Origin of the sequence: Mycobacterium kyorinense (assembly GCF_002101735.1) — a bacterium.
Classification (GTDB): domain Bacteria; phylum Actinomycetota; class Actinomycetes; order Mycobacteriales; family Mycobacteriaceae; genus Mycobacterium; species Mycobacterium kyorinense.
Genome location: NZ_LQPE01000106.1, coordinates 139,603 through 159,955 on the forward strand (window position 1 = coordinate 139,603; position 20,353 = coordinate 159,955).

Genomic DNA, 20,353 nt, shown 5'->3' on the forward strand with positions numbered 1-20,353 from the left:
CCGGAGTTCCGGGAGGCGCGATGGAGTCGGGGGCCGTCGCCGAGCAGCCTCGGCTGCGCCGGGTGCTGGGCCCGGGCTTGCTGCTGTTGTTCATCCTCGGCGACATCTTGGGCACCGGCGTGTACGCGCTGATCGGCGACGTGGCCGCCGAAGTCGGGGGAGCGGCGTGGGTCGCGTTCCTGCTGGCGTTTCTGATCGCCGCAGTGACCGCGTTGAGCTACCTGGAGCTGGTGACCAAATACCCGCAGGCGGCCGGAGCGGCGCTGTATGCGCAAAAGGCGTTCGGCAACCAGTTCGTCACGTTCCTGGTCGCCTTCGTCGTGATGTGCGCGGCCATCACGTCGGCGTCGACGGCGTCGCGGTTCTTCGCGGCCAACTTCGTCGTGGCATTCCATTTCGGCTGGGGCACCGTGGGGGTCACCGCGATCGCGCTGCTGTTCATGGCGGTGCTGGCCGCGGTGAACCTGCGTGGGGTCGGCGAGAGCGTCAGACTCAACGTCGTGCTGTCCGCCATCGAGATCACCGGGTTGTGCATGGTGATCTTCGCGGGGTTGTGGGCCTTCGGCAGTCAGCACGTCGACTACTCGAGGGTGATGGCGTTCGACACCGGCGGCAACAAAAGCATTTTCGTGGCGCTGACCACCGCGACATCGCTGGCGTTCTTCGCGATGACCGGTTTCGAGGATTCGGTCAACATGGCCGAGGAGACCAAGAACCCGGTCCGGGTTTTCCCGAGGGTGCTGCTGGCCGGGTTGAGCATCGCGGCAGCGGTCTACATCGTCGTGGCGATCGTGTCGGTGGCGTTGGTGCCGATCGGTGCGCTGAAGGCCAGCGACACGCCGCTGATCGACGTCGTCAGGCTCGGGGCGCCGGGCTTGCCGATCAAGGATGTGCTGCCGTTCATCTCGATGGTGGCGGTGTCCAACACCGCGCTGATCAGCATGCTGATGGCTAGCCGATTGATCTACGGGATGTCTCGTCAGCGGGTGTTGCCGCCGGTGCTTGGGGCGGTCAGCCGGGCCCGGCGGGCGCCGTGGGTGGCGATCCTGTTCACCACGGCGATCGCGTTCGCGGTGATCCTCTATGTCACCGCGTTCGCCAACACCGACGCCATCGAGGTGCTCGGCGGGACGACGTCGCTGCTGTTGCTGGCGGTTTTCACGATGGTCAACGTCGCCGTGCTGGTGCTGCGCCGCGACGTGCGGGCCGGTCGCCGCCACTTCAGGACGCCGACTCCGCTGCCGGTCATCGGGTGTGTGGCCTCGCTGTATCTGGTGACGCCGTTATCGGGTCGGCCGGGTCAGCAATATCTGCTGGCCGCCATCTTGGTCGCCAGCGGAGTGGTGCTGTCGCTGCTCACGCTCGTGCTCAAGCGCCGCCTCGGCGAGCGCGCCGGCGGCATCACCGACGCCGCGCACTTGGGCGACGCTCCGGGTTGACGGCCAGCTCGCGCAGCGCAGCCACCTCCAGCGCGGCCTCCTCGAGTAGCGCGGCGAGGCGGTCGAGCCGCTGCTGTATTTCGCCGGGGTCGCGGGCGGGCTCGTGCGGCGCGGACCGATCGGGGGGAAGCGACGGGGTCAGTATGTAGCCCGTCAGGTGGTCGCCGTAGACGGTCACGTCGTCGGGTCGGTGATGCCAATACAGCGCGACGTACGCGCACAGCACGGCGTCGACGGGATCTTCGTCGTGGTCGAGCTGGCCGGGCCGGGTCGCGGCGGCGACGCGCTTTCGCAGCTCCACCCAGGACACGTTGCGGTTGACCCGCAGCCGCGGTGTCGCGGTGTCGAGCTCTTCGATCAGCGTCATCAGCTGTAGCAGCGCCCGCTGCCGATCCCCGAATGCACCCCGCTTGTATTTCAGGGTTTTCGGCAAACCGAACAACGCAATGGTCGCCGGGTGGGGGTACACCTCGATCGCCCGCCGGGTCGCGGTCGATGCAGGGTTCATGTCGAGACCGAGCGCGGTGGCGATGCGGGCGCCACGCGGGTCCTTGAATTCGGGCCGTTCGGTGAACGCGGGACGCGCTCCGGCCTCGAAGCGTCCGAAGTCGCGATTGAGCGCCGCCTCGCACGGTCGGTACCCGGTCGGATTCTTGACGATCAGCGGTGCGTCGATGGCCACCACGCAGTCGTCGCCGACATACGGCGCGACCGCCTCCTCGATGCCGGCGTCGTCCTGCGCGGTGCCGATGTGCAGCAGCCGCCCGTCGGCGTCGACGACGGCGATGCCGCTCTGGTTGATTTCTCCCCAGGCAAGGTCGACGCCAACAAAGTGCATCTGTTCAGCTTGCCGCATCCCGACCGTAAGCTGTGACGTTGTGAGCATCCCGAATGTGCTGGCCGGCCGCTACGCCAGCCCCGAGATGGTGGCGATCTGGTCACCGGAGGCCAAGGTGGTCGCCGAGCGGCGGCTGTGGCTGGCGGTGCTGCGGGCCCAGGCGCAGCTCGGCGTCGACGTGCCGTCTTCGGTGATCGCCGACTACGAGCAGGTGCTCGACGACGTCGACCTGGGCTCGATCGCGGCCCGCGAGCGGGTGCTGCGCCACGACGTGAAGGCGCGCATCGAGGAATTCAACGCGCTGGCCGGCCACGAACATGTGCACAAGGGCATGACCAGCCGCGACCTGACCGAGAACGTCGAGCAGCTGCAGATCCGCCGGTCGCTGGAGCTGGTGTTCTCCCACGGCGTCGCGGTGGCGGCCCGGCTGGCCGAGCGGGCGGTGACCTACCGGGATCTGGTGATGGCCGGGCGCAGCCACAACGTCGCCGCCCAGGCCACCACGTTGGGCAAGCGGTTCGCCTCGGCGGCGCAGGAGACGCTGATCGCACTGACTCGGCTGCGCGAGCTGATCGACCGCTACCCGTTGCGGGGCATCAAGGGCCCGATGGGGACCGCGCAGGACATGCTCGACCTGCTCGGCGGCGACAAGGCCAAGCTGGCCGAACTGGAACGGCTCGTCGCCGAATTCTTGGGATTCTCAACAGTTTTGACCAGTGTCGGGCAGGTGTACCCGCGGTCGCTGGACCACGACGTGGTCTCGGCGCTGGTGCAGTTCGGCGCGGGCCCGTCGTCGCTGGCGCACACCATCCGACTAATGGCCGGCCACGACCTGGTCACCGAGGGGTTCGCGCCCGGGCAGGTCGGCTCGTCGGCGATGCCGCACAAGATGAACACCCGCAGCTGCGAGCGGATCAACGGCCTGCAGGTGGTGCTGCGTGGCTACGCCTCGATGGCCGCCGAACTGGCCGGCGCGCAGTGGAACGAGGGCGACGTGTTCTGTTCGGTGGTGCGCCGAGTCGCGTTGCCGGACAGCTTCTTTGCCGTCGACGGTCAGACCGAGACGCTGCTCACCGTGCTCGACGAGTTCGGCGCCTACCCAGCGGTGATCCAGCGCGAGCTGGACCGCTACCTGCCGTTCTTGGCGACGACCAAGGTATTGATGGCCGCGGTGCGCGCCGGGATGGGCCGGGAAGCCGCCCACGAGGTGATCCGCGAGCACGCTGTCGCTACGGCATTGGCCATGCGGGAAGGCGCCGACCCCGACCTGCTGGACCGGCTGGCCGCCGACCCGCGACTACCGCTGGACCGGGCCGCGCTGGACGCCGCGCTGGCCGACAAGCAAGCGTTCACCGGTGCCGCGGGCGATCAGGTCGACGCGATGGCCGCGGCGGTGGACGCTTTGGTCGCCCGTTATCCGGACGCGGCCAAGTACACCCCGGGTGCCATCCTGTAATGCCATGACCGTCTGCGACTTCGATCTCACCGATCTGGACAACTTCGCCGACGGATTCCCGCACCACCTGTTCGCGATCCATCGCCGCGAAGCGCCGGTGTTCTGGCACGAGCCCACCGAGCACACCCCCGACGGCGAAGGATTCTGGTCGGTGGCCACCTATGCCGAAACCCTTGCAGTGCTTCGTGACCCGACGACGTACTCGTCGGTCACCGGCGGCCAGCGGCCGTACGGGGGCACGTTGCTGCAGGACCTGTCCATCGCCGGCCAGGTGCTCAACATGATGGACGACCCGCGGCATTCGCAGATCCGGCGGCTCGTCAGCTCCGGGCTGACGCCGCGGATGATCCGTCTGGTCGAGGACGACCTTCGGGCCCGGGCGCGCCGGCTACTGGATGCGGTGGTGCCCGGCGAACCGGTCGACTTTCTGGTCGACATCGCCGCCGAGCTGCCCATGCAGATGATCTGCATTCTGCTGGGAGTGCCGGAGTCCGAACGACATTGGCTGTTCGAGGCCATCGAGCCGCAGTTCGACTTCGGCGGGTCCCGCAAGGCGTCCCTGTCGCAGCTGTCGGTCGAGGAGGCCGGCTCGCGAATGTATGCCTACGGCCAGGAGTTGATCGCGTCCAAGCGCGCCCAGCCGAGCGACGACATGTTGTCGGTGGTCGCCAACGCGGGGCTTGACGACGCCGACGCGCCGGCGCTGTCGGACCTCGAGCTGTACCTGTTCTTTAGCCTGCTGTTCAGCGCCGGTGCGGAGACGACGCGCAACGCGGTCGCCGGGGGGCTGCTTGCCCTGGCCCAGCATCCGGATCAATTGCAGGCGCTGCGTGAGGATCTCGACCTGCTGCCGAGCGCCGTCGAGGAGATCGTTCGGTGGACGTCGCCGTCGCCGTCGAAGCGGCGCACCGCCACCCGCGACGTCACACTGGGCGGTCAGTCGATCCGGGCGGGGCAGAAGGTGCAGATCTGGGAGGGCTCGGCCAACCGCGACGAGACAGTGTTCGACCGCGCCGACCAGTTCGACATCACCCGAAAACCCAACCCGCACTTGGGGTTCGGACAGGGAGTGCACTACTGTCTGGGCGCCAACCTGGCCCGGCTGGAACTGCGGGTGCTGTTCGAGGAACTGCTGTCCCGGTTTGGCGCTGTGCGCGTTGTGCAGCCCGTGGAATGGACTCGCAGCAACCGGCACACCGGTATCCGGCATCTGGTCGTGGAACTGCTCGGTGGCCGGTGAGGGCGGGGCTGGGCGCGATCACGGTGACGCCGGACGTGTTCTCGGCGGTGATGGCGACCGGGATCGTGTCGATCGCCGCACGCAACCACCACTACGGGCGGATCAGCGGCGCGCTGGGCATCCTCGCGTCGGTTAGCCTGCTGGTTCTCGTCGCGCTCGTAATCTTCAGCGTCGCAGCCAAACGCCGCCTGGTGACCTGGAACCTGAGCGATCCCGACGTCACGCTGCGCCTCTTCACGTTCGTGGCGGCGTGCGCGGTGCTGGACAGCCGGCTGGCGTCGGACCTGGTGGTGGCCTGGGTGCTCGGCGTGACAGCGCTGTCGGCGTGGCTGGTCTTGACCGCGCTGACCGCACGCAATATGTCGAGGCGACGGTGGACGGCGCTCCGCGATCAAGCCCACGGCGCATGGGAGCTGGCCAGCGTGGGCACGTCCGGGTTGGCGATCGTCAGCAGCCAGGATGCGCGGTACACCGGTCACCACTGGTGGCTCGCGGTGGCGGTGCCGATCTGGATCGTGGCGATCGTGCTCTACGGTCTGATGACCTGGCTGATCGTGTGGCGGGCGGTCGCCGAGCGCCAGGACCGCGACGGGTTCGAACCCGACACCTGGATTCTGATGGGCGCGTTGGCCATTGCCACGCTGGCCGGCGACGACGTCCATCAGGTGGCGCCCGGCTGGCTGGCAGGAACGGTGCGGACCGTGACGATAGTGACCTGGGTGGCGGCCACGCTGTGGATACCGCCGCTGATCTACTTCGGGCTACACCGAATCACCCGGCGCCCCGACGTGCTGCAGCTGACCGGGGCGTGGTGGACGCTGGTGTTCCCGCTGGGCATGTACTCGGTGGCCACCCACGCGATGGCATTCGAGCTCGGTGTGCGGTCCATGCGCACGATCTCGCTGGTGTTCTTCTGGAATGCCTTGGCGGCGTGGGTGATTGTGGTGGTCGCCACCGGATTTCGGCGCGATTTCTTGCGCTGAGCGACGATTATCGCGCCGAAATCGCCGAGCGGATCTGGGCGAGGACGCGCTGCGGATACTCGACGAGGTCCAGCCACGTGAAACGCAGTACGTGCCAGCCGCTGAGGGCGATGTTGTTCTGGCGCTCCCGATCGTTTTGAAAGTCGACCTGGCTGCTGTGAAATGCCCAGCCGTCGACTTCAATCGCGACTTTTGCTGTGGGAAATGCGACGTCCACTCGATAGCCGCCGATCGGATAATTGGCGACCCATCCCGCGATACCTGAATCACGGAGCAGCTGCACCAGTAGCCGCTCCGCATGCGAGCGCGCACCGTCGCTGGCTGCCTCCAGCATCCGTCGAGCCGCCGGCGAGCCATGTCGTCCTTTGTTGCGCAGGTGTGCACTCCACAGCTGCGGCAACTCGGCGCAGCGCTGAAGGGCAAAGTCCATCACGGCAGGGCCGCCGCCGCGCCTGGCCGCTGCTTCGACAACGGTGAGCCCTAGCGCGGTCACTCGCAATTGCTTGCGCACCACGACGTCCACAGATCCCAAGTCCCGTCGTCTGACCCGGGTACCGCGACGAGCACGACCATGCGAGTTTCGCGGCACAGTCACCTCGACGGTCTCGGGGGCGAAGTTGACCAGCTCGTGCCACCACGCGGCGGATAGCCCACTTGCAGCGGCATTCGGGCCATAACTCCACACCCCTGCCCGAATCCGCGCGGCGGTGGTAAAGGGTCGGTCATCGACGAAGTACACCCCTGGACCGCACCGCCGCCAATGACCGGACCTCAGCCGCCGACCGATGCCAGAGTCGCTGAGCCCGCAGCCGATCGCCTGCGACCGCGTGATTACACCATCCTGGCGTCGCAAATAATCGTCCATATCGGGTGGACGCGGTTCGCGCTGTTGGCGTTCCCCGGATGTTTCGGCGCGGTAATCGTCGCTCAGCGCACAGAATCGCGCCGAAATCGCCGAATCCCCGCCGAGCGCAGCTCGAGGGCGGCCAGCCCGCGGATGGCGGCGGGATCCTCGCGGCGCCAGGCGCCGACGGGGTCGGCGCTGACCGCCGAGAGCCGGCGCAGCGGCCGATTCGCCAACGCCCGCAACGCCAGCAGCTGTTCGCCTGCCGGGGTGGCCGCCAGCGTCGTCACCGTCCATTTGCGGCGGAAGAACCGCACCCGCAGCACCAGCCACGGCATCACCACCGCGAGAATCGGCGGCGCCGCAACCGCCCCGGCCAGCACCACCGCCAGCCAGGTCGCCGTGGTGTCCAGGTTGTGCCCGGCGCCGGCGATGTCGAGAGCGGCCTTGCTGGCCGCGGTCAGCGGCTTGCTGACCGCGTCGCCCACGAGCGGGATGCGATCGGCACTGTGACCCGCCGACGCCAGGTTGCCGGCCACGCCGTGGGCGCCGCCTTCGACCTGCCGGCCGACCTCGGCGATCGTCGCCACCGCGCTGTGCACGGCCAGGCCGACGAGCACCCAGCCGAAGGTCCATGCCGCGACGACGGCGTCGCTGAACAGTTGGGCCAGCAGCCGGCCCGGAGTAGTGGCGTAGGGCACGAAGCGCGACTTCATAGCCCCGATCCCAGCACAGTGTCGCGCCGGCCGGGTCTGATGACGGCGACCCTCTGCGACCGGCTCCGCCGCGCTTGTGATCGCCATTAAGCTGACCCGATGCGTCCCGCGCTGTCCGACTACCAGCACCTGGCCAGCGGCAAGGTCCGCGAGTTGTACCGCGTCGACGACGAGCACCTGCTCTTCGTCGCGACGGACCGGATTTCGGCATTCGACTATGTGCTCGACAGCACGATTCCGGACAAAGGCCGCATCCTGACCGCAATGAGTGTGTTCTTCTTCGACTTCGTCGAGGCCCCCAACCACTTGGCCGGCCCGCCCGACGACCCGCGGATCCCCGACGAGGTTCTGGGCCGCGCGCTGGTGGTGCGGCAGCTCGAGATGCTTCCGGTCGAGTGCGTCGCACGGGGCTACCTGACCGGCTCCGGGCTGTTGGACTACCAGCAGACCGGCAAACTGTGCGGCATCCCGTTGCCGCCCGGCCTGGTCGAGGCCAGCCGGTTCCCCACGCCGCTGTTCACCCCGGCGACGAAAGCCGAACTGGGCCAACACGACGAGAACATTCCGTTCGCCCGGGTGATCGAAATGGTGGGCGCGGTGCGGGCCAACCAGCTGCGCGACCGCACGCTGCAGACCTACGTACAGGCTGCCGACCACGCGCTGAGGAAGGGAATCATCATCGCCGACACCAAATTCGAGTTCGGCCTGGACAATCACGGCAATCTGGTGCTGGCCGACGAGGTCTTCACACCGGACTCGTCGCGGTACTGGCCCGCCGACGGCTACCGGGCGGGCGTGGTGCAGACCAGCTTCGACAAGCAGTTCGTCCGCAACTGGCTCACCAGCCCCGAGTCCGGCTGGGACCGTTCCGGACCGGAACCGCCGCCACCGCTGCCCGACGACATCATCGACGCCACCCGGGCGCGCTACATCGAGGCCTACGAACGGATTTCCGGACTGCGGTTCGACGACTGGATCGGACCCGGGGCGTGACGCCCACGCCGCCCGTCGCCAAACGGGTCGACAGTCGGCGCGAATTCCACGGCGACGTGTTCATGGACCCCTACGAATGGCTGCGCGACAAGTCTGACCCCGAGGTGATCGCCTACCTCGAAGCCGAGAACGACTATGCCGAGCAGAGCACTGCGCAACTAGAGCCGTTGCGGCAGCGCATTTTCGACGAGATCAAGGCGCGCACCAAGGAAACCGACCTGTCGGTGCCCACCCGGCGAGGCGACTGGTGGTACTACGCGCGCAGCTTCGAAGGAAAGCAGTACGGCGTCCAATGCCGTTGCCCCGTAGCCGACCCGGACGACTGGTCCCCGCCCACATTGGACGAGCACACCGAGATCCCGGGCGAGCAGGTGCTACTCGACGAAAACGTCGAAGCCGAGGGCCACGACTTCTTCTCACTGGGCGCGGCCAGCGTCAGTCCCGACGGCACCGTCCTGGCGTATTCGGTCGACGTCGTCGGAGACGAGCGATACACCTTGCGGTTCAAGGACTTACGGACCGGCGAGCGGTACCCCGACGAGATCGTCGGCATCGGCGCGGGAGCAACCTGGGCGACCGACAACCGCACGGTGTACTACGTGACGCTGGACGCGGCCTGGCGTCCCGACACGGTATGGCGGCACCGGCTGGGCGCGGGGTTGCCCGCCGAGAAGGTGTATCACGAGCCCGACGAACGGTTCTGGCTCGCGGTGGGCCGCACCCGCAGCGACGCGTACGTGCTGATCGCGTCCGGATCCGCGATCACCTCCGAGGTGCGCTACGCCGACGCCGCCGATCCGCAGGCCGAGTTCACCGTGGTGTGGCCGCGTCGCGATGGCGTCGAGTACTCGGTGGAGCACGCGATCGTCGGCGGCCAGGACAGGTTTTTGATCCTGCACAACGACAACGCGGTGAACTTCGCCCTCGTCGAGACCCCGGTCGCCGACCCGACCGCGCAGCGCACGCTGATCGAGCACCGCGACGACGTCCGGCTCGACGCCGTCGACGCCTTCCAGCGTGATCTGGTGGTCAGCTACCGACGCGAGGCCCTGCCGAGGGTCCAGCTCTGGCCGATCGCCGACGACGGCAACTACGGTGAGCCCGAGGAGATCTCGTTCCAATCCGAACTGATGTCGACCGGATTGGGCGCCAACCCAACCTGGAACTCACCCAAACTGCGGATCGGCGCCGGGTCGTTCGTCACCCCGGTACAGATCTACGACGTGGACCTCGCCAGCGGCGAGCGCACCTTGCTGCGCGAAGAGCCGGTGCTCGGTGACTACCGCCGCGAGGACTATGTCGAGCGGCGCGACTGGGCGTATGCCGAAGACGGCACCCGGATCCCGATATCGATCGTCTACCGCGACGGCATCGAATTCCCCGCGCCGACAGCGCTTTACGGCTACGGTGCCTACGAGATCTGTGAAGACCCTCGCTTCTCCATCGCCCGCTTGTCGCTGCTGGACCGCGGCATGGTATTCGCCATCGCCCATGTCCGCGGCGGCGGCGAGATGGGCCGGCTGTGGTACGAGCAGGGCAAGCTGCTGAACAAGAAGAACACCTTCACCGACTTCGTCGCGGTAGCGCGGCATTTGGTGGACTGCGGGCTGACCCGGCCCGAGAAGCTGGTGGCGCTGGGTGGCAGCGCGGGCGGGCTGCTGATGGGCACCGTCGCCAACCTGGCTCCGGAACTGTTCGCCGGCATCTGGGCGCAAGTGCCCTTCGTCGACCCACTGACGACTATCTTGGACCCGTCGCTGCCGTTGACCGTCACCGAGTGGGACGAGTGGGGAAACCCCTTGCAGGACAAGGATGTGTACTACTACATGAAGTCCTACTCGCCGTACGAGAACGTCGCCGCCAGGGATTACCCACCGATCTTCGCGATGACGTCGCTCAACGACACCAGGGTCTACTATGTCGAGCCGGCGAAATGGGTTGCGGCACTGCGGCACACCAAACCCGGCGGGAATCAGGTGCTCTTGAAGACCCAGATGAGCGCCGGCCACGGCGGGATCAGCGGTCGCTACGAGCGCTGGAAAGAGATTGCCTATCAGTACGCGTGGCTGCTAGCGGCTGCTGACAATGACCACTATGGCAGCGGCCAGGTAGACGATCTCCTCAGCGGTGCGCAAGGGTAGTCGCGTCGTCATCGACTTCGGCGGGTTGGGCATCCGGGCCGCGTTCACGTTGGCCGGGAACATCAACAGCATCAGCAGCAGCAGGCAAATGGCGGCCGCCGGCCGGGTGGGCGGCAGCAATAGGCCGGCGGCGCCGAGGAATTCCAGCACACCGGTGACGGTGACCAGAAGTTCGGGCGACGGCAGCCGCGGCGGCACGATCGCGACCAGGTCGCGGCGCAGCGGCGGCACGAAATGCGCCACGCCGGTGAGAATGAACATCGCCGCCAGCCCGACGGCAATGGCTTTCGGCCAGTTGCCGACGTAGTCGACACCGAGCCAGCCGACGATGCGGGCAATGATGCTGCCCACCAGCAGAGTGATCAGCGGAGCCATGGCCCGGCCTCCCATCTAGACACTGACAAGTTGCATCACAGCTTAAGCCGATGAACTAGCCACTGTCAAGATTGCTGCGTAAGCTACTGGCATGGCCCGTCCGAGCTACCACCACGGCGACCTGCGCGCCGTGATCCTGGCCGAGGCGGCGCGGTTGGCGGCCGCGCGGGGCGCCGACCGGATCTCGCTGCGCGAATTGGCCCGCGGTGCGGGGGTGTCACATGCCGCGCCCGCACACCACTTCACCGACCGGCGGGGACTGTTCACGGCCCTGGCCGCCGAAGGGTTCCGGCTGCTGGCCTCCGTCCTGGCCGACGCCGGGCCGCGGTTCATCGACGCGGCGTTGGCCTACGTGCGGTTCGCCATCGAGCATCCCGGCCACTACGAAGTGATGTTCAACAAGTCGCTGCTCGACACTTCGGATACCGAACTGGCCGCCGCGGAGGCCGCCGCCGCCGCCGAATTGACCCGTGGCGTAGCGACTTTGAGTGACCCGCACGCTGCCGCCGACCCGGCCGGCGCGGAGCTGGCGGCGTGGTCACTGGTGCACGGGTTCTCCACACTGTGGCTCAACGACGCCGTCAACGCCCGGGTGAAGGCGACCGATCCGATGCAGACCGTCGAGCGCATAGCGCGGATGCTGTTCGACGGCTGATCAGTGCGCCAGCGTTGGCAGCTGCTGTGCGGCAACCGGTTTCCTGGGCAGAAACGCGGCGGGAATGTAGGTCAACGCCAACAAAACGAGCGCCGCCACGAAAACTGCGGTGTAGGCGTGTGACAAGTCGTGCAGCACGTTGCTCATGAAATCGGGTGCAAGGGCACGACGAGGGATTGCCGCGGGATTGGGCGTCACGCCGTTGCGCGCCGCTTCCTGTTTGAGGATCGCGAACTTGTCAGCGGCGGAAATGTCTTTGCTGCGGTTGAACTGGCCGGTCAGGATCACCGACATCAGCGCGATGCTGATCGAGTTCGCCACTTGGAGATTGACGTGGATCAGCGCCGAGCCGCGCGCGACCTGATGCGGTGACAACGACTGCACGGACGCCGCGATCAGCGGCATCGCAATGCAGCCGAGGCCCATGCCCATCAACACCAGCCCGGCCAGCAAGAGTGGCAGGTAGTTGACCTGCGTCGAAACACCATAGGCGAAGGTCGCCATGCCGGCGCAGATCAGTGTGATGCCCGCCAGAACGATCTTGTCGGGGCCGCGCCTGTCCAGCAGCCATCCGGCCAGCGGCATGGTCAGCAGTGCGCCGACCCGCTCGGGCATCATGTGTACTCCGGATTGCAGCGGCGTCTGGTGCAGCAACTGCTGAAAGCAGCTCGGGATGAGCAGCACCGCGCCGAAAAACGCCGCCGAGAAAAGCAGCATCGCCGAGTTGGCCGCGGTGACTTCCCGGTTTTTGAACAGTCGCAGGTCGATCAGCGGGTGGTCGGTCCGGTACAACGCATGCAGTACGAACCCGGCGACCAGCATGAGGCCCACGACTGCCGGCATCCACACGTGCCGGTCGGTGACTGTGCCGCGGCCCGGGATGGACGACACCCCGTACAGCAGGGCCGCCAAGCCGGGCGACAGCAGCAGCATGCCGACGAGGTCGAACGGCTGGGATGACGTCGCGCGATCCGGCGGGAAGACGACCGCCGCCAAGAGAAACGCCGCCACCCCGATCGGCAGGTTGATGCCGAAGATCCACTCCCAGCCGTAGGTGTCGATCAGCCAGCCGCCCAGGACCGGTCCGGCAATCGGGCCGAGCAGCATCGGGATGCCCAGCACTGCCATCAGCCGCCCGATCCGCTTCGGACCCGCTTCGCGCGTCAAGATCGTGACGGCCAGCGGCATCAGCATGCCGCCACCGACGCCCTGCAACACTCGAAACGCGATGAGCAGGCTGATGTTTGGCGCCGTCGCGCATAACACCGAGCCCGCTGTGAAGGCCAGCACCGACGCCATGAACAACCGCTTGGTGCCGAACCGGTCGGCGGCCCAGCCGGCCAGCGGGATCACGGTGGCCAATGCAAGCGTGTAGCCGGTCATCGTCCAGGCGACGACCGCTTGGGTGGAGTCGAATTCAGCGACGAAGGTGCGCTGGGCGACGGCGACGACCGTGGAGTCCATGATCGCCATCAACACGGCCAGGGCGCAGACGCCGGCGATCCGGAGCAGGCGTGCATCGAGCTTGTCCGGATAGCTCAGTTCCACGCTGGGGGCAGTTGGCGGCACGGCCACCAGCGTACGACTAGCTAGGTGATCAAGCTACTTTGCGGCCGCTGGCGTAGGCTGCGCCCATGACGCTGACCGACATCCCCTTGACCACTCTCGACGGCCGTCCGACCTCGCTGGCCGATTACGCCGACCGCGCGGTCCTGCTGGTCAACGTCGCATCGAAATGTGGTCTGACGCCCCAATACAGCGCGCTGCAACAGCTGGCGCAGGACTACGCCGAGCGCGGGCTGACCGTGATCGGGGTGCCGTGCAACCAGTTCATGGGCCAGGAACCGGGTAGCGCCGAGGAAATCCAGACCTTTTGCTCCACCACCTACGGCGTGACGTTTCCGCTGCTGGCGAAAACCGAGGTCAACGGGCCGGGCCGGCACCCGCTCTACGCCGAACTGACGAAAACGCCCGACGCCGACGGCGAGGCCGGAGACGTGCAATGGAACTTCGAGAAGTTCCTGATCGCCCCGGGCGGTGGTGACGCGGTTCCGGCCGCGGACGGAGCCCGACGCACCAGAGGTGATCTCCGCCATCGAAGCGGTGCTGCCGAGTTAGCTGGCACACACTGATCGACGCCCGCTGGCTGCGCGGATTTCACCGTCTGTAAACCTGGCACCGGCACACTAGTGGTGTGTCTGGAAAGCTGATCGTCTCGGTTTCCGGGATCGGCGAGCGAACATTGGACGACGTCCGAGCGTTCTGCGCGGAGATGGACGACCGACAGGTGCCGGTCTCGTTGCTGGTGGCCCCGCGCCTCAAGGGCGGCTACCGGCTCGACCGTGATCCGCACACGGTGGAGTGGTTGACCGCCCGGCGTGCCGGCGGTGACGCGGTCGTGTTGCACGGCTACGACGAGGCGGCCACCAAGAAGCGCCGCGGCGAGTTCGCGACGCTGCCGGCCCACGAGGCCAACCTGCGGCTGATGGCGGCCGACCGGGTACTCGAACATCTCGGACTGCGCACCCGGCTATTCGCAGCCCCCGGGTGGACGGTGTCCCCGGGTGCGGTGACCGCGTTGCCCCGCAACGGTTTTCGCCTGCTGGCCGATCTGCACGGCATCACCGACCTGGTTCGCCACACCACTGTGCGCGCCCGGGTGCTCGGGATCGGAGAAGGATTCCTCGCCGAGCCGTGGTGGTGCCGGATGCTGGTGCTGTCGGCCGAGCGCATCGCGCGCCGCGACGGCATTGTGCGGGTGGCGGTGGCTGCCCGTCAGCTGCGCAAGCCGGGCCCGCTGCAGGCGATGCTGGATGCCGTGGACCTCGCGTTGCTGCACCGCTGCGAGCCCACGGTCTATCAGTGGCGGGCCGATCGGGCACTACCCGACGCGGCCTAACCACTAGTCTTACCCGGCATGGGCGACGCTGACGTCATCGTTGTCGGGGCTGGACTGGCCGGGCTGGTGGCCGCGTGCGAGGTGGTCGACCGCGGCATGCGGGTGCTGATCCTCGACCAGGAGAACAGCGCCAACCTGGGTGGCCAGGCGTTCTGGTCGTTCGGCGGCCTGTTCTTCGTCGACAGCCCGGAACAACGCCGCCTCGGTGTGCGCGACAGCCACGAACTGGCGCTTCAGGATTGGCTGGGCACCGCCGGGTTCGACCGGCCCGAAGACTACTGGCCGAGGCAATGGGCGCACGCCTACGTCGATTTCGCGGCCGGTGAGAAGCGCAGTTGGTTGCGTGCCCGCGGCTTGCAGATTTTTCCGCTGGTGGGGTGGGCCGAACGCGGGGGATATGACGCACGCGGGCACGGCAACTCGGTGCCCCGTTTCCACATCACCTGGGGCACCGGGCCGGCGCTGGTGGAGATCTTTGCGCGCCGGTTGCGCGACCGCTCGACAGTGCGGTTCGCGCACCGCCACCAAGTCGACGAGCTGATCGTCGAAAACGGCGCGGTGACCGGCGTGCGGGGAAGTGTCCTGGAGCCGTCTTCCGAACCGCGCGGTGTGCCGTCGTCGCGGAAAGCCGTGGCGCAGTTTGAGTTCCGCGCTCCAGCGGTGATCGTCACCAGCGGTGGTATTGGCGGCAACCATGACATGGTGCGGGAGAATTGGCCGAAGCGGATGGGCCGGGTTCCCGAGCAGCTGCTGAGCGGGGTGCCGGCTCACGTCGACGGGCGGATGATCGGCATCTCGGAAAAGGCCGGCGCGCGGGTAATCAATCGCGACCGGATGTGGCATTACACCGAGGGCATCACCAACTACGACCCGATCTGGCCGCTGCACGGCATCCGGATCATTCCCGGCCCGTCGTCGCTTTGGCTGGACGCCAAGGGCAAGCGGCTGCCGGCGCCGTTGTATCCGGGCTTCGACACGCTCGGCACGCTGGAGTACATCGCCCAGTCCGGCTACGACTACACCTGGTTCATCTTGAACGCCAAGATCATTGAGAAGGAATTCGCGCTGTCGGGCCAGGAGCAGAACCCGGATCTGACCGGGCGCAGCGTGCGCGAGCTGCTGCGCAACCGCGCCAGCTCTGGCCCGCCCGGTCCGGTGCAGGCTTTCATTGACCGGGGTGTGGACTTCGTCAGCGCAAACTCGTTGCGGGACTTGGTGTCTGCGATGAACAAGCTGCCCGACGTGCTGGCGCTCGACTATGCCACGGTGGCAGAGGAGGTCACCGCGCGAGACCGCGAGGTGGCCAACCGGTTCAGCAAGGACAGCCAGATCACGGCGATCCGCGGCGCCCGCACTTATCTGGGCGACCGGCTGGGCCGGGTGGTGGCTCCGCATCGCTTGACGGATCCGAAGGCCGGGCCGCTGATCGCGGTCAAGCTGCACATCCTGACTCGGAAAACCTTGGGCGGCTTGGAAACCGACCTGGACTCGCGGGTGCTCAAGGCCGACGGCACTCCGTTCGACGGGCTATACGCCGCCGGTGAGGTGGCCGGTTTCGGTGGCGGCGGCGTACACGGCTACCGGGCGCTGGAGGGCACGTTTTTGGGCGGGTGCATCTTCTCGGGTCGCGCCGCGGGCCGCGGCGCAGCCGGCGACATCGCCTAGTTGCGCGAGCAGACGCAGAATCGCACAATTTCGCAACGAAACGTGCGAATCTGCGTCTGTTCGCGCGTTAGAAGGCGACCGCGCTTTCTTCGGGTAACACCTGAAAATCGGTGTCGGTCATGTCGCTGAGCCGGCCGTAGAAGATTCCGCGTGCGTCGGGCGCGATGATGCCCTGGTGGATCGGCACCGCGTGGGCGGGCGCGACGGCGCGCAGATAGTCCACCGCCTCGGAGATCTTCATCCACGGCGCCGCGGCGGGGGTGGCCAGCACGTCCACCGGTTCGTCGGGAACAAACAGGGCGTCGCCGGGATGCATGAAGCGTGCGGGGTGGTCACCGTCGCCCACCAGATACGAGATGTTGTCAATAACCGGGATTTCCGGGTGGATGACCGCATGCCGGCCGCCGACGGCGCGGATGGTGAGTTCGCCGACAGACAGCTCGTCGCCGACATTGACCACCTTGCAGGGCTCGCCGAGCTGGGCGGCGGTTTGCGGGTCGGCGTACAGCTCGGCGTCAGGGTTCGCGTCACACAGCGCGGGCAGCCGTGCGGTGTCGACGTGATCGGGGTGCTGGTGGGTGATCACGATCGCCGAAAGCCCGGTGATTCCCTCAAAACCGTGCGAGAAATTGCCCGGGTCGAATAACACAGTGGTATGGCCGAAGTCGGCAAGCAGACAGGAATGGCCGAAATGCGTGAGTTCCATGTCTACGATTGTGCGCTCAGGGGGTAGGTGCTGTGCGGGTGATCCTGGCGACGATGCTGCTCGCAGGTGGTCTGGTGGTCGCGCCGCTGTCGGTAGCACGCGCCGACGCCGAGACGTGTCCCCCGGTGTGCGACAAGATCCCGGACAGCGCATGGGTTGGGGCGCGGGCGATCCCGCTGAACTCGACCTACCATTGGCCGTCGCTTGCCGGCATCGCGGTAGCGCTGACCGGGACGACGCCGCGGTTCCGATTCGAAGAGCTGTGTGCCACTCCGGCATTCCCGCAGGACACCCGCGACTCGGCTGTCGCGAGCCGGGCGACCGTCGTCAATCCGCCAGGACAGTGGCAGCTGCAGGCGCAGATACTGCACTGGCGCGGCGACACGGCGCGCGGCGGCCAAAACGCCTCGTCGGTGTTCAACATCGCTGCGGCCGCGCTGCGCGGCTGTCAGCTGGGATCGCCGGCGCAGTCGCCGTCGGTCACCGCCGATGCCACTAACCGGCTGGCGGTGGTGATCAGCGGGCCCGTGATCATGCACACCTACCTCGTCGCGCAGCCGCAGAGCAGCACGATCAGCGAACTGACCTTGTGGTCGTCGGCGCCGCCGCAGGTGCCGTGGCCGGTGATCTCCGACGACCAGGTTCTGGACGCGATGACTGGCCCGATATGCGACGCCTATATCGCCTCCTGCCCCTGATCCGGGCACCGGTAGAGTTGGCGCCGAGCAAACAGATCTGAGGAGGAGCGCCGGTGGCCCGGGTGGTTGTGCACGTGATGCCCAAGGCCGAGATTCTCGACCCGCAGGGGCAGGCGATCGTCGGCGCGTTGGGACGCCTGGGGCACGCCGGCATCTCAGATGTGCGCCAGGGCAAGCGATTTGAGCTCGAAGTGGACGACAGCGTCGACGATTCCGAGCTTGCCCAGATTGCCGAATCGCTGTTGGCCAACACCGTGATCGAGGACTGGACAGTCAGCAGGGAAGCGACGTGACGGCGCGGATCGGGGTCATCACCTTTCCCGGATCGCTCGACGACGTGGACGCGGCGCGGGCGGTCCGGTTCGTCGGCGCCGAGGTGGTCAACCTGTGGCACGCCGACGCCGACCTCAAGAGCGTCGACGCGGTCGTGGTGCCCGGCGGGTTCTCCTACGGCGACTACCTGCGGGCCGGCGCCATCGCCCGGTTCGCCCCGGTGATGGGCGAAGTCATGGCAGCTGCCGCACGCGGAATGCCAGTTCTAGGGATTTGCAACGGTTTTCAGGTGCTCTGTGAGGCTGGCCTGTTGCCCGGTGCGCTAACGCGTAATGCCGGTTTGCATTTCGTCTGCCGCGATGTGTGGCTGCGGGTGGAGTCGACGGCGACGGCGTGGACGTCGCGTTTCGAGCCGAAGGTCGACCTGCTGGTGCCGCTGAAATCCGGTGAGGGCCGCTACGTCGCATCGGAGAAGGTGCTCGACGAGCTGGAAGGCGAAGGGCGCGTGGTGTTTCGCTACCACGACAACATCAACGGCTCGCTGCGCAACATCGCCGGAATCAGTTCGCCCAACGGCCGGGTCGTCGGGCTGATGCCGCATCCCGAGCATGCGATCGAAGCATTGACCGGCCCGTCCGACGACGGGCTCGGTCTTTTCTACTCCGCGCTGGATACCGTTCTGGCGGCGTAGCGCTCTGGGATGAAGCAGGTGTTCCTGGTCGTCTTTGGGCTCTTATTCTTTAGCATTTTCGGCACTTCCTGCTTGGTATGGACGATTGTTGTGCTCGGCCGGAACGAATACCTCACCGCCGTCGCGGTTTTCGGATTCGCCGCGCTTTGCTTCGGCTTCGTTGCCCTATTCATCAAAGTCAGGCTGGGTGCGATAACCGCGCGGGTGACTTACGAGCCGACCGGGACGACGCTCCGTCCGGATCGAGGGGCTGTACTGCTCGGTGGCATAGCCGTGGTCGGCGGGGAGGTCGCCATGGGACTGGGCGCGGTCCTGGCATTTTTCGGCCGACTCGACGTACCGCTGGGTCCGGGTCAGAGGCTCGACCGGCTGGTGGGTATGGGTGCGGTCGGTGCGCTTTTGGGTGTGCCCACAATGTGGCGAATGTTCACTCGTGGAACATATCTGCGTCTGACCCCTACTGGCTTCGAGGCCTCGCAAGGTTGGCCCTCTGCGGCGGGCGAGTGGGTCGAGGTAAAGGACGTGACCGACCACGCACCCGGCCGTCGCGCCGTGACGGCCCGCGGGATCGTCATCGTGATGTCCGATGGTCGAACACCAACGTTGGCCACCGGGATGTTCACACCCGATGGAAGAGCGTTACGGGAGTTGGTTTGGTTCTACTGGCAGCATCCGGAGTTCCGCAGCGAGCTGACCGACGGCCGAGCACTCGAGCGGCTTAACAAGCAAAGGTTCGAGTAACCACCACCGACGTCGCGAGCGTGCGCAAAGCCGGGTTTTGCCTCGGCGTGTCGGCCGGGGACACGCACGCTCGCGCCAGAAAGGGGACACGCACGCTCGCGCGAAAGCGGAAAGGCCTTACGTCCCTAGGCAGACTGAGGCTTCGGCCGTGTAGCACAGGAACGTCAGGGTCTCCTGCAGGTACAGCTGCACGGTTTCGGCGTCGTGGGACAAGTAACCGATCGCCACGTCGGTGCCCAACTGCAGGTCGAAATCCCCACCGCGAGTGGTCAATACGAACGCGCCGTCGATTGCGGGCGCCCAGATGATGTCGCCGTCGACCAGCCGATGCAGGTGCTCGCGGATCGGGTAACCGTGTTCGGTGGTCTCGCTGACCTTGGTGTACGCATCGGCCGACAGCAGTACCGAATACGGCCCGTCGACACCGGCCAGGCGCAAGCCCGAAAGCGCCTGGGAAATAACGTCGGGGAAGTCGCGGGCGTCCTCGGGCAGGGTCAGCGCAGGGTTGGAGCTGGCGCTTCTGATCCCCTCGATCGACGCCGCCGGATAGCCTTCGAAGATCGCCCGGTCTTCCACGAACGCCAGCTTCTTGGCGGCCGTCTTGACCGGATCCCAGTCGGCGTCCTGTGCGCCGCGCTCCACGTCGTCGATCTCCGCGCGCGACAACGTGAACGGAACCCGCAGCCGCACAAGCGGTTTGCTGGCCCGCAGGTGCGCCTCCACCCCGTCGGTGGGCGCTTTGACGTCCTCCAGCCGGCCGGTGCCGATCGCCGCCGCGGTGGGACCGCCCGGCTCGCTGACGTCGACCACCCGCCGCCCGGCGATGTGGCGCTTGAAGGTCCGCGTCGCCTCCAATTCGATTTCGGCCCAAGCGGCTTCGGTGATCGGCGCCAGCTCGCGGTACAGGTTGTTCATTGCGGGTTTCCTTATCTGTGATGCGGACCCCCTGTAAAGGGGTGGATCCGGGTGGTTTTTGGTTGTTTGCTTCGTTCTCGCCCGT

20 protein-coding genes and 1 pseudogene are annotated in these 20,353 nt (G+C 67.0%); 14 read left to right on the plus strand and 7 right to left on the minus strand.

What is annotated here, in order from left to right:
• The first annotated feature begins 20 nt into the window (after positions 1 to 20).
• Positions 21 to 1,439 (plus strand): APC family permease, encoded by a 1,419-nt coding sequence (locus AWC14_RS13185; RefSeq protein ID WP_045375702.1) that lies wholly within the window; start codon positions 21 to 23, stop codon positions 1,437 to 1,439.
• Here the strand turns inward: AWC14_RS13185 and AWC14_RS13190 are convergent.
• A complete protein-coding gene (locus AWC14_RS13190) occupies positions 1,402 to 2,277 on the minus strand; it encodes a DUF429 domain-containing protein (RefSeq protein ID WP_045375737.1) in 876 nt (291 codons plus the stop codon). The genes AWC14_RS13185 and AWC14_RS13190 overlap by 38 nt on opposite strands.
• A 40-nt stretch (positions 2,278 to 2,317) precedes the next feature.
• On the opposite strand from AWC14_RS13190, the gene purB reads away from it, so the two are divergent.
• From purB to AWC14_RS13205, 3 genes are read left to right on the plus strand one after another with little or no spacing between them, the layout of a single operon-like run.
• Positions 2,318 to 3,733 (plus strand): adenylosuccinate lyase, encoded by a 1,416-nt coding sequence (gene purB / locus AWC14_RS13195; RefSeq protein ID WP_045375704.1) that lies wholly within the window; start codon positions 2,318 to 2,320, stop codon positions 3,731 to 3,733.
• Between the two features lie 4 nt (positions 3,734 to 3,737).
• On the plus strand, positions 3,738 to 4,973 hold the full coding sequence (locus tag AWC14_RS13200) for a cytochrome P450 (RefSeq protein WP_045375706.1): 1,236 nt from the start codon (positions 3,738 to 3,740) through the stop codon (positions 4,971 to 4,973).
• Positions 4,970 to 5,956, plus strand: coding sequence for a tellurite resistance/C4-dicarboxylate transporter family protein (locus AWC14_RS13205; RefSeq protein WP_268811694.1), 987 nt, complete (start codon positions 4,970 to 4,972; stop codon positions 5,954 to 5,956). Before AWC14_RS13200 ends, AWC14_RS13205 begins: the two co-directional genes overlap by 4 nt.
• A gap of 7 nt (positions 5,957 to 5,963) precedes the next feature.
• On the opposite strand, the gene AWC14_RS13210 is transcribed toward AWC14_RS13205, so the two are convergent.
• Positions 5,964 to 6,821 (minus strand): DUF559 domain-containing protein, encoded by an 858-nt coding sequence (locus AWC14_RS13210; RefSeq protein ID WP_045375708.1) that lies wholly within the window; start codon positions 6,819 to 6,821, stop codon positions 5,964 to 5,966.
• A gap of 62 nt (positions 6,822 to 6,883) precedes the next feature.
• Positions 6,884 to 7,516: a hypothetical protein gene (locus tag AWC14_RS13215; protein ID WP_045375709.1), complete on the minus strand. Its 633-nt coding sequence runs from the start codon at positions 7,514 to 7,516 to the stop codon at positions 6,884 to 6,886.
• Between the two features lie 99 nt (positions 7,517 to 7,615).
• Here AWC14_RS13215 and AWC14_RS13220 point away from each other — a divergent pair, with 99 nt between their 5' ends.
• Together AWC14_RS13220 and AWC14_RS13225 are read left to right on the plus strand one after the other, a co-directional pair.
• On the plus strand, positions 7,616 to 8,509 hold the full coding sequence (locus AWC14_RS13220) for a phosphoribosylaminoimidazolesuccinocarboxamide synthase (protein WP_045375711.1): 894 nt from the start codon (positions 7,616 to 7,618) through the stop codon (positions 8,507 to 8,509).
• Positions 8,506 to 10,650 carry a S9 family peptidase gene (locus AWC14_RS13225; RefSeq protein WP_045375713.1) on the plus strand — a complete coding sequence of 715 codons (2,145 nt, stop codon included), beginning with the start codon at positions 8,506 to 8,508 and terminating at the stop codon, positions 10,648 to 10,650. Before AWC14_RS13220 ends, AWC14_RS13225 begins: the two co-directional genes overlap by 4 nt.
• Here the strand turns inward: AWC14_RS13225 and AWC14_RS13230 are convergent.
• Positions 10,579 to 11,025: a DoxX family protein gene (locus AWC14_RS13230; RefSeq protein WP_045375714.1), complete on the minus strand. Its 447-nt coding sequence runs from the start codon at positions 11,023 to 11,025 to the stop codon at positions 10,579 to 10,581. The genes AWC14_RS13225 and AWC14_RS13230 overlap by 72 nt on opposite strands.
• 91 nt (positions 11,026 to 11,116) lie before the next feature.
• On the opposite strand from AWC14_RS13230, the gene AWC14_RS13235 reads away from it, so the two are divergent.
• Positions 11,117 to 11,680, plus strand: a complete 564-nt coding sequence (locus AWC14_RS13235) for a TetR/AcrR family transcriptional regulator (protein WP_045375716.1) — start codon at positions 11,117 to 11,119, stop codon at positions 11,678 to 11,680.
• On the opposite strand, the gene AWC14_RS13240 is transcribed toward AWC14_RS13235, so the two are convergent.
• Positions 11,681 to 13,249, minus strand: a complete 1,569-nt coding sequence (locus tag AWC14_RS13240) for a DHA2 family efflux MFS transporter permease subunit (protein ID WP_052425521.1) — start codon at positions 13,247 to 13,249, stop codon at positions 11,681 to 11,683.
• A gap of 65 nt (positions 13,250 to 13,314) precedes the next feature.
• Here AWC14_RS13240 and AWC14_RS13245 point away from each other — a divergent pair.
• The 3 genes and pseudogenes from AWC14_RS13245 (at position 13,315) to AWC14_RS13255 (ending at position 16,244) form a co-directional block, all read left to right on the plus strand.
• A pseudogene (locus AWC14_RS13245) lies at positions 13,315 to 13,798 on the plus strand (glutathione peroxidase).
• A gap of 76 nt (positions 13,799 to 13,874) precedes the next feature.
• Positions 13,875 to 14,579: a DUF2334 domain-containing protein gene (locus AWC14_RS13250; RefSeq protein WP_045375720.1), complete on the plus strand. Its 705-nt coding sequence runs from the start codon at positions 13,875 to 13,877 to the stop codon at positions 14,577 to 14,579.
• Positions 14,580 to 14,597: 18 nt separating this feature from the next.
• A complete protein-coding gene (locus tag AWC14_RS13255) occupies positions 14,598 to 16,244 on the plus strand; it encodes an FAD-binding dehydrogenase (protein ID WP_045375722.1) in 1,647 nt (548 codons plus the stop codon).
• Positions 16,245 to 16,311: 67 nt separating this feature from the next.
• On the opposite strand, the gene AWC14_RS13260 is transcribed toward AWC14_RS13255, so the two are convergent.
• A complete protein-coding gene (locus AWC14_RS13260) occupies positions 16,312 to 16,950 on the minus strand; it encodes an MBL fold metallo-hydrolase (protein WP_045375724.1) in 639 nt (212 codons plus the stop codon).
• A 38-nt stretch (positions 16,951 to 16,988) separates the two neighbouring features.
• On the opposite strand from AWC14_RS13260, the gene AWC14_RS13265 reads away from it, so the two are divergent.
• The 4 genes from AWC14_RS13265 to AWC14_RS13280 are packed head-to-tail and all read left to right on the plus strand — an operon-like array spanning position 16,989 to position 19,353.
• Positions 16,989 to 17,648: an ATPase gene (locus AWC14_RS13265; RefSeq protein ID WP_249026330.1), complete on the plus strand. Its 660-nt coding sequence runs from the start codon at positions 16,989 to 16,991 to the stop codon at positions 17,646 to 17,648.
• Positions 17,649 to 17,701: 53 nt separating this feature from the next.
• Positions 17,702 to 17,941, plus strand: coding sequence for a phosphoribosylformylglycinamidine synthase subunit PurS (gene purS, locus AWC14_RS13270; protein WP_045375726.1), 240 nt, complete (start codon positions 17,702 to 17,704; stop codon positions 17,939 to 17,941).
• The gene (purQ, locus tag AWC14_RS13275) at positions 17,938 to 18,612 is read left to right on the plus strand and encodes a phosphoribosylformylglycinamidine synthase subunit PurQ (RefSeq protein WP_045375728.1); all 675 of its coding nucleotides are present in this window, start codon (positions 17,938 to 17,940) and stop codon (positions 18,610 to 18,612) included. The genes purS and purQ overlap by 4 nt, the downstream gene beginning before the upstream one ends.
• 9 nt (positions 18,613 to 18,621) lie before the next feature.
• Positions 18,622 to 19,353 carry a hypothetical protein gene (locus AWC14_RS13280; RefSeq protein ID WP_052425520.1) on the plus strand — a complete coding sequence of 244 codons (732 nt, stop codon included), beginning with the start codon at positions 18,622 to 18,624 and terminating at the stop codon, positions 19,351 to 19,353.
• Between the two features lie 117 nt (positions 19,354 to 19,470).
• Here AWC14_RS13280 and AWC14_RS13285 read toward each other — a convergent pair whose 3' ends face one another.
• A complete protein-coding gene (locus AWC14_RS13285; RefSeq protein WP_045375730.1) occupies positions 19,471 to 20,268 on the minus strand; it encodes a family 1 encapsulin nanocompartment shell protein in 798 nt (265 codons plus the stop codon).
• Positions 20,269 to 20,353 lie beyond the last annotated feature (85 nt).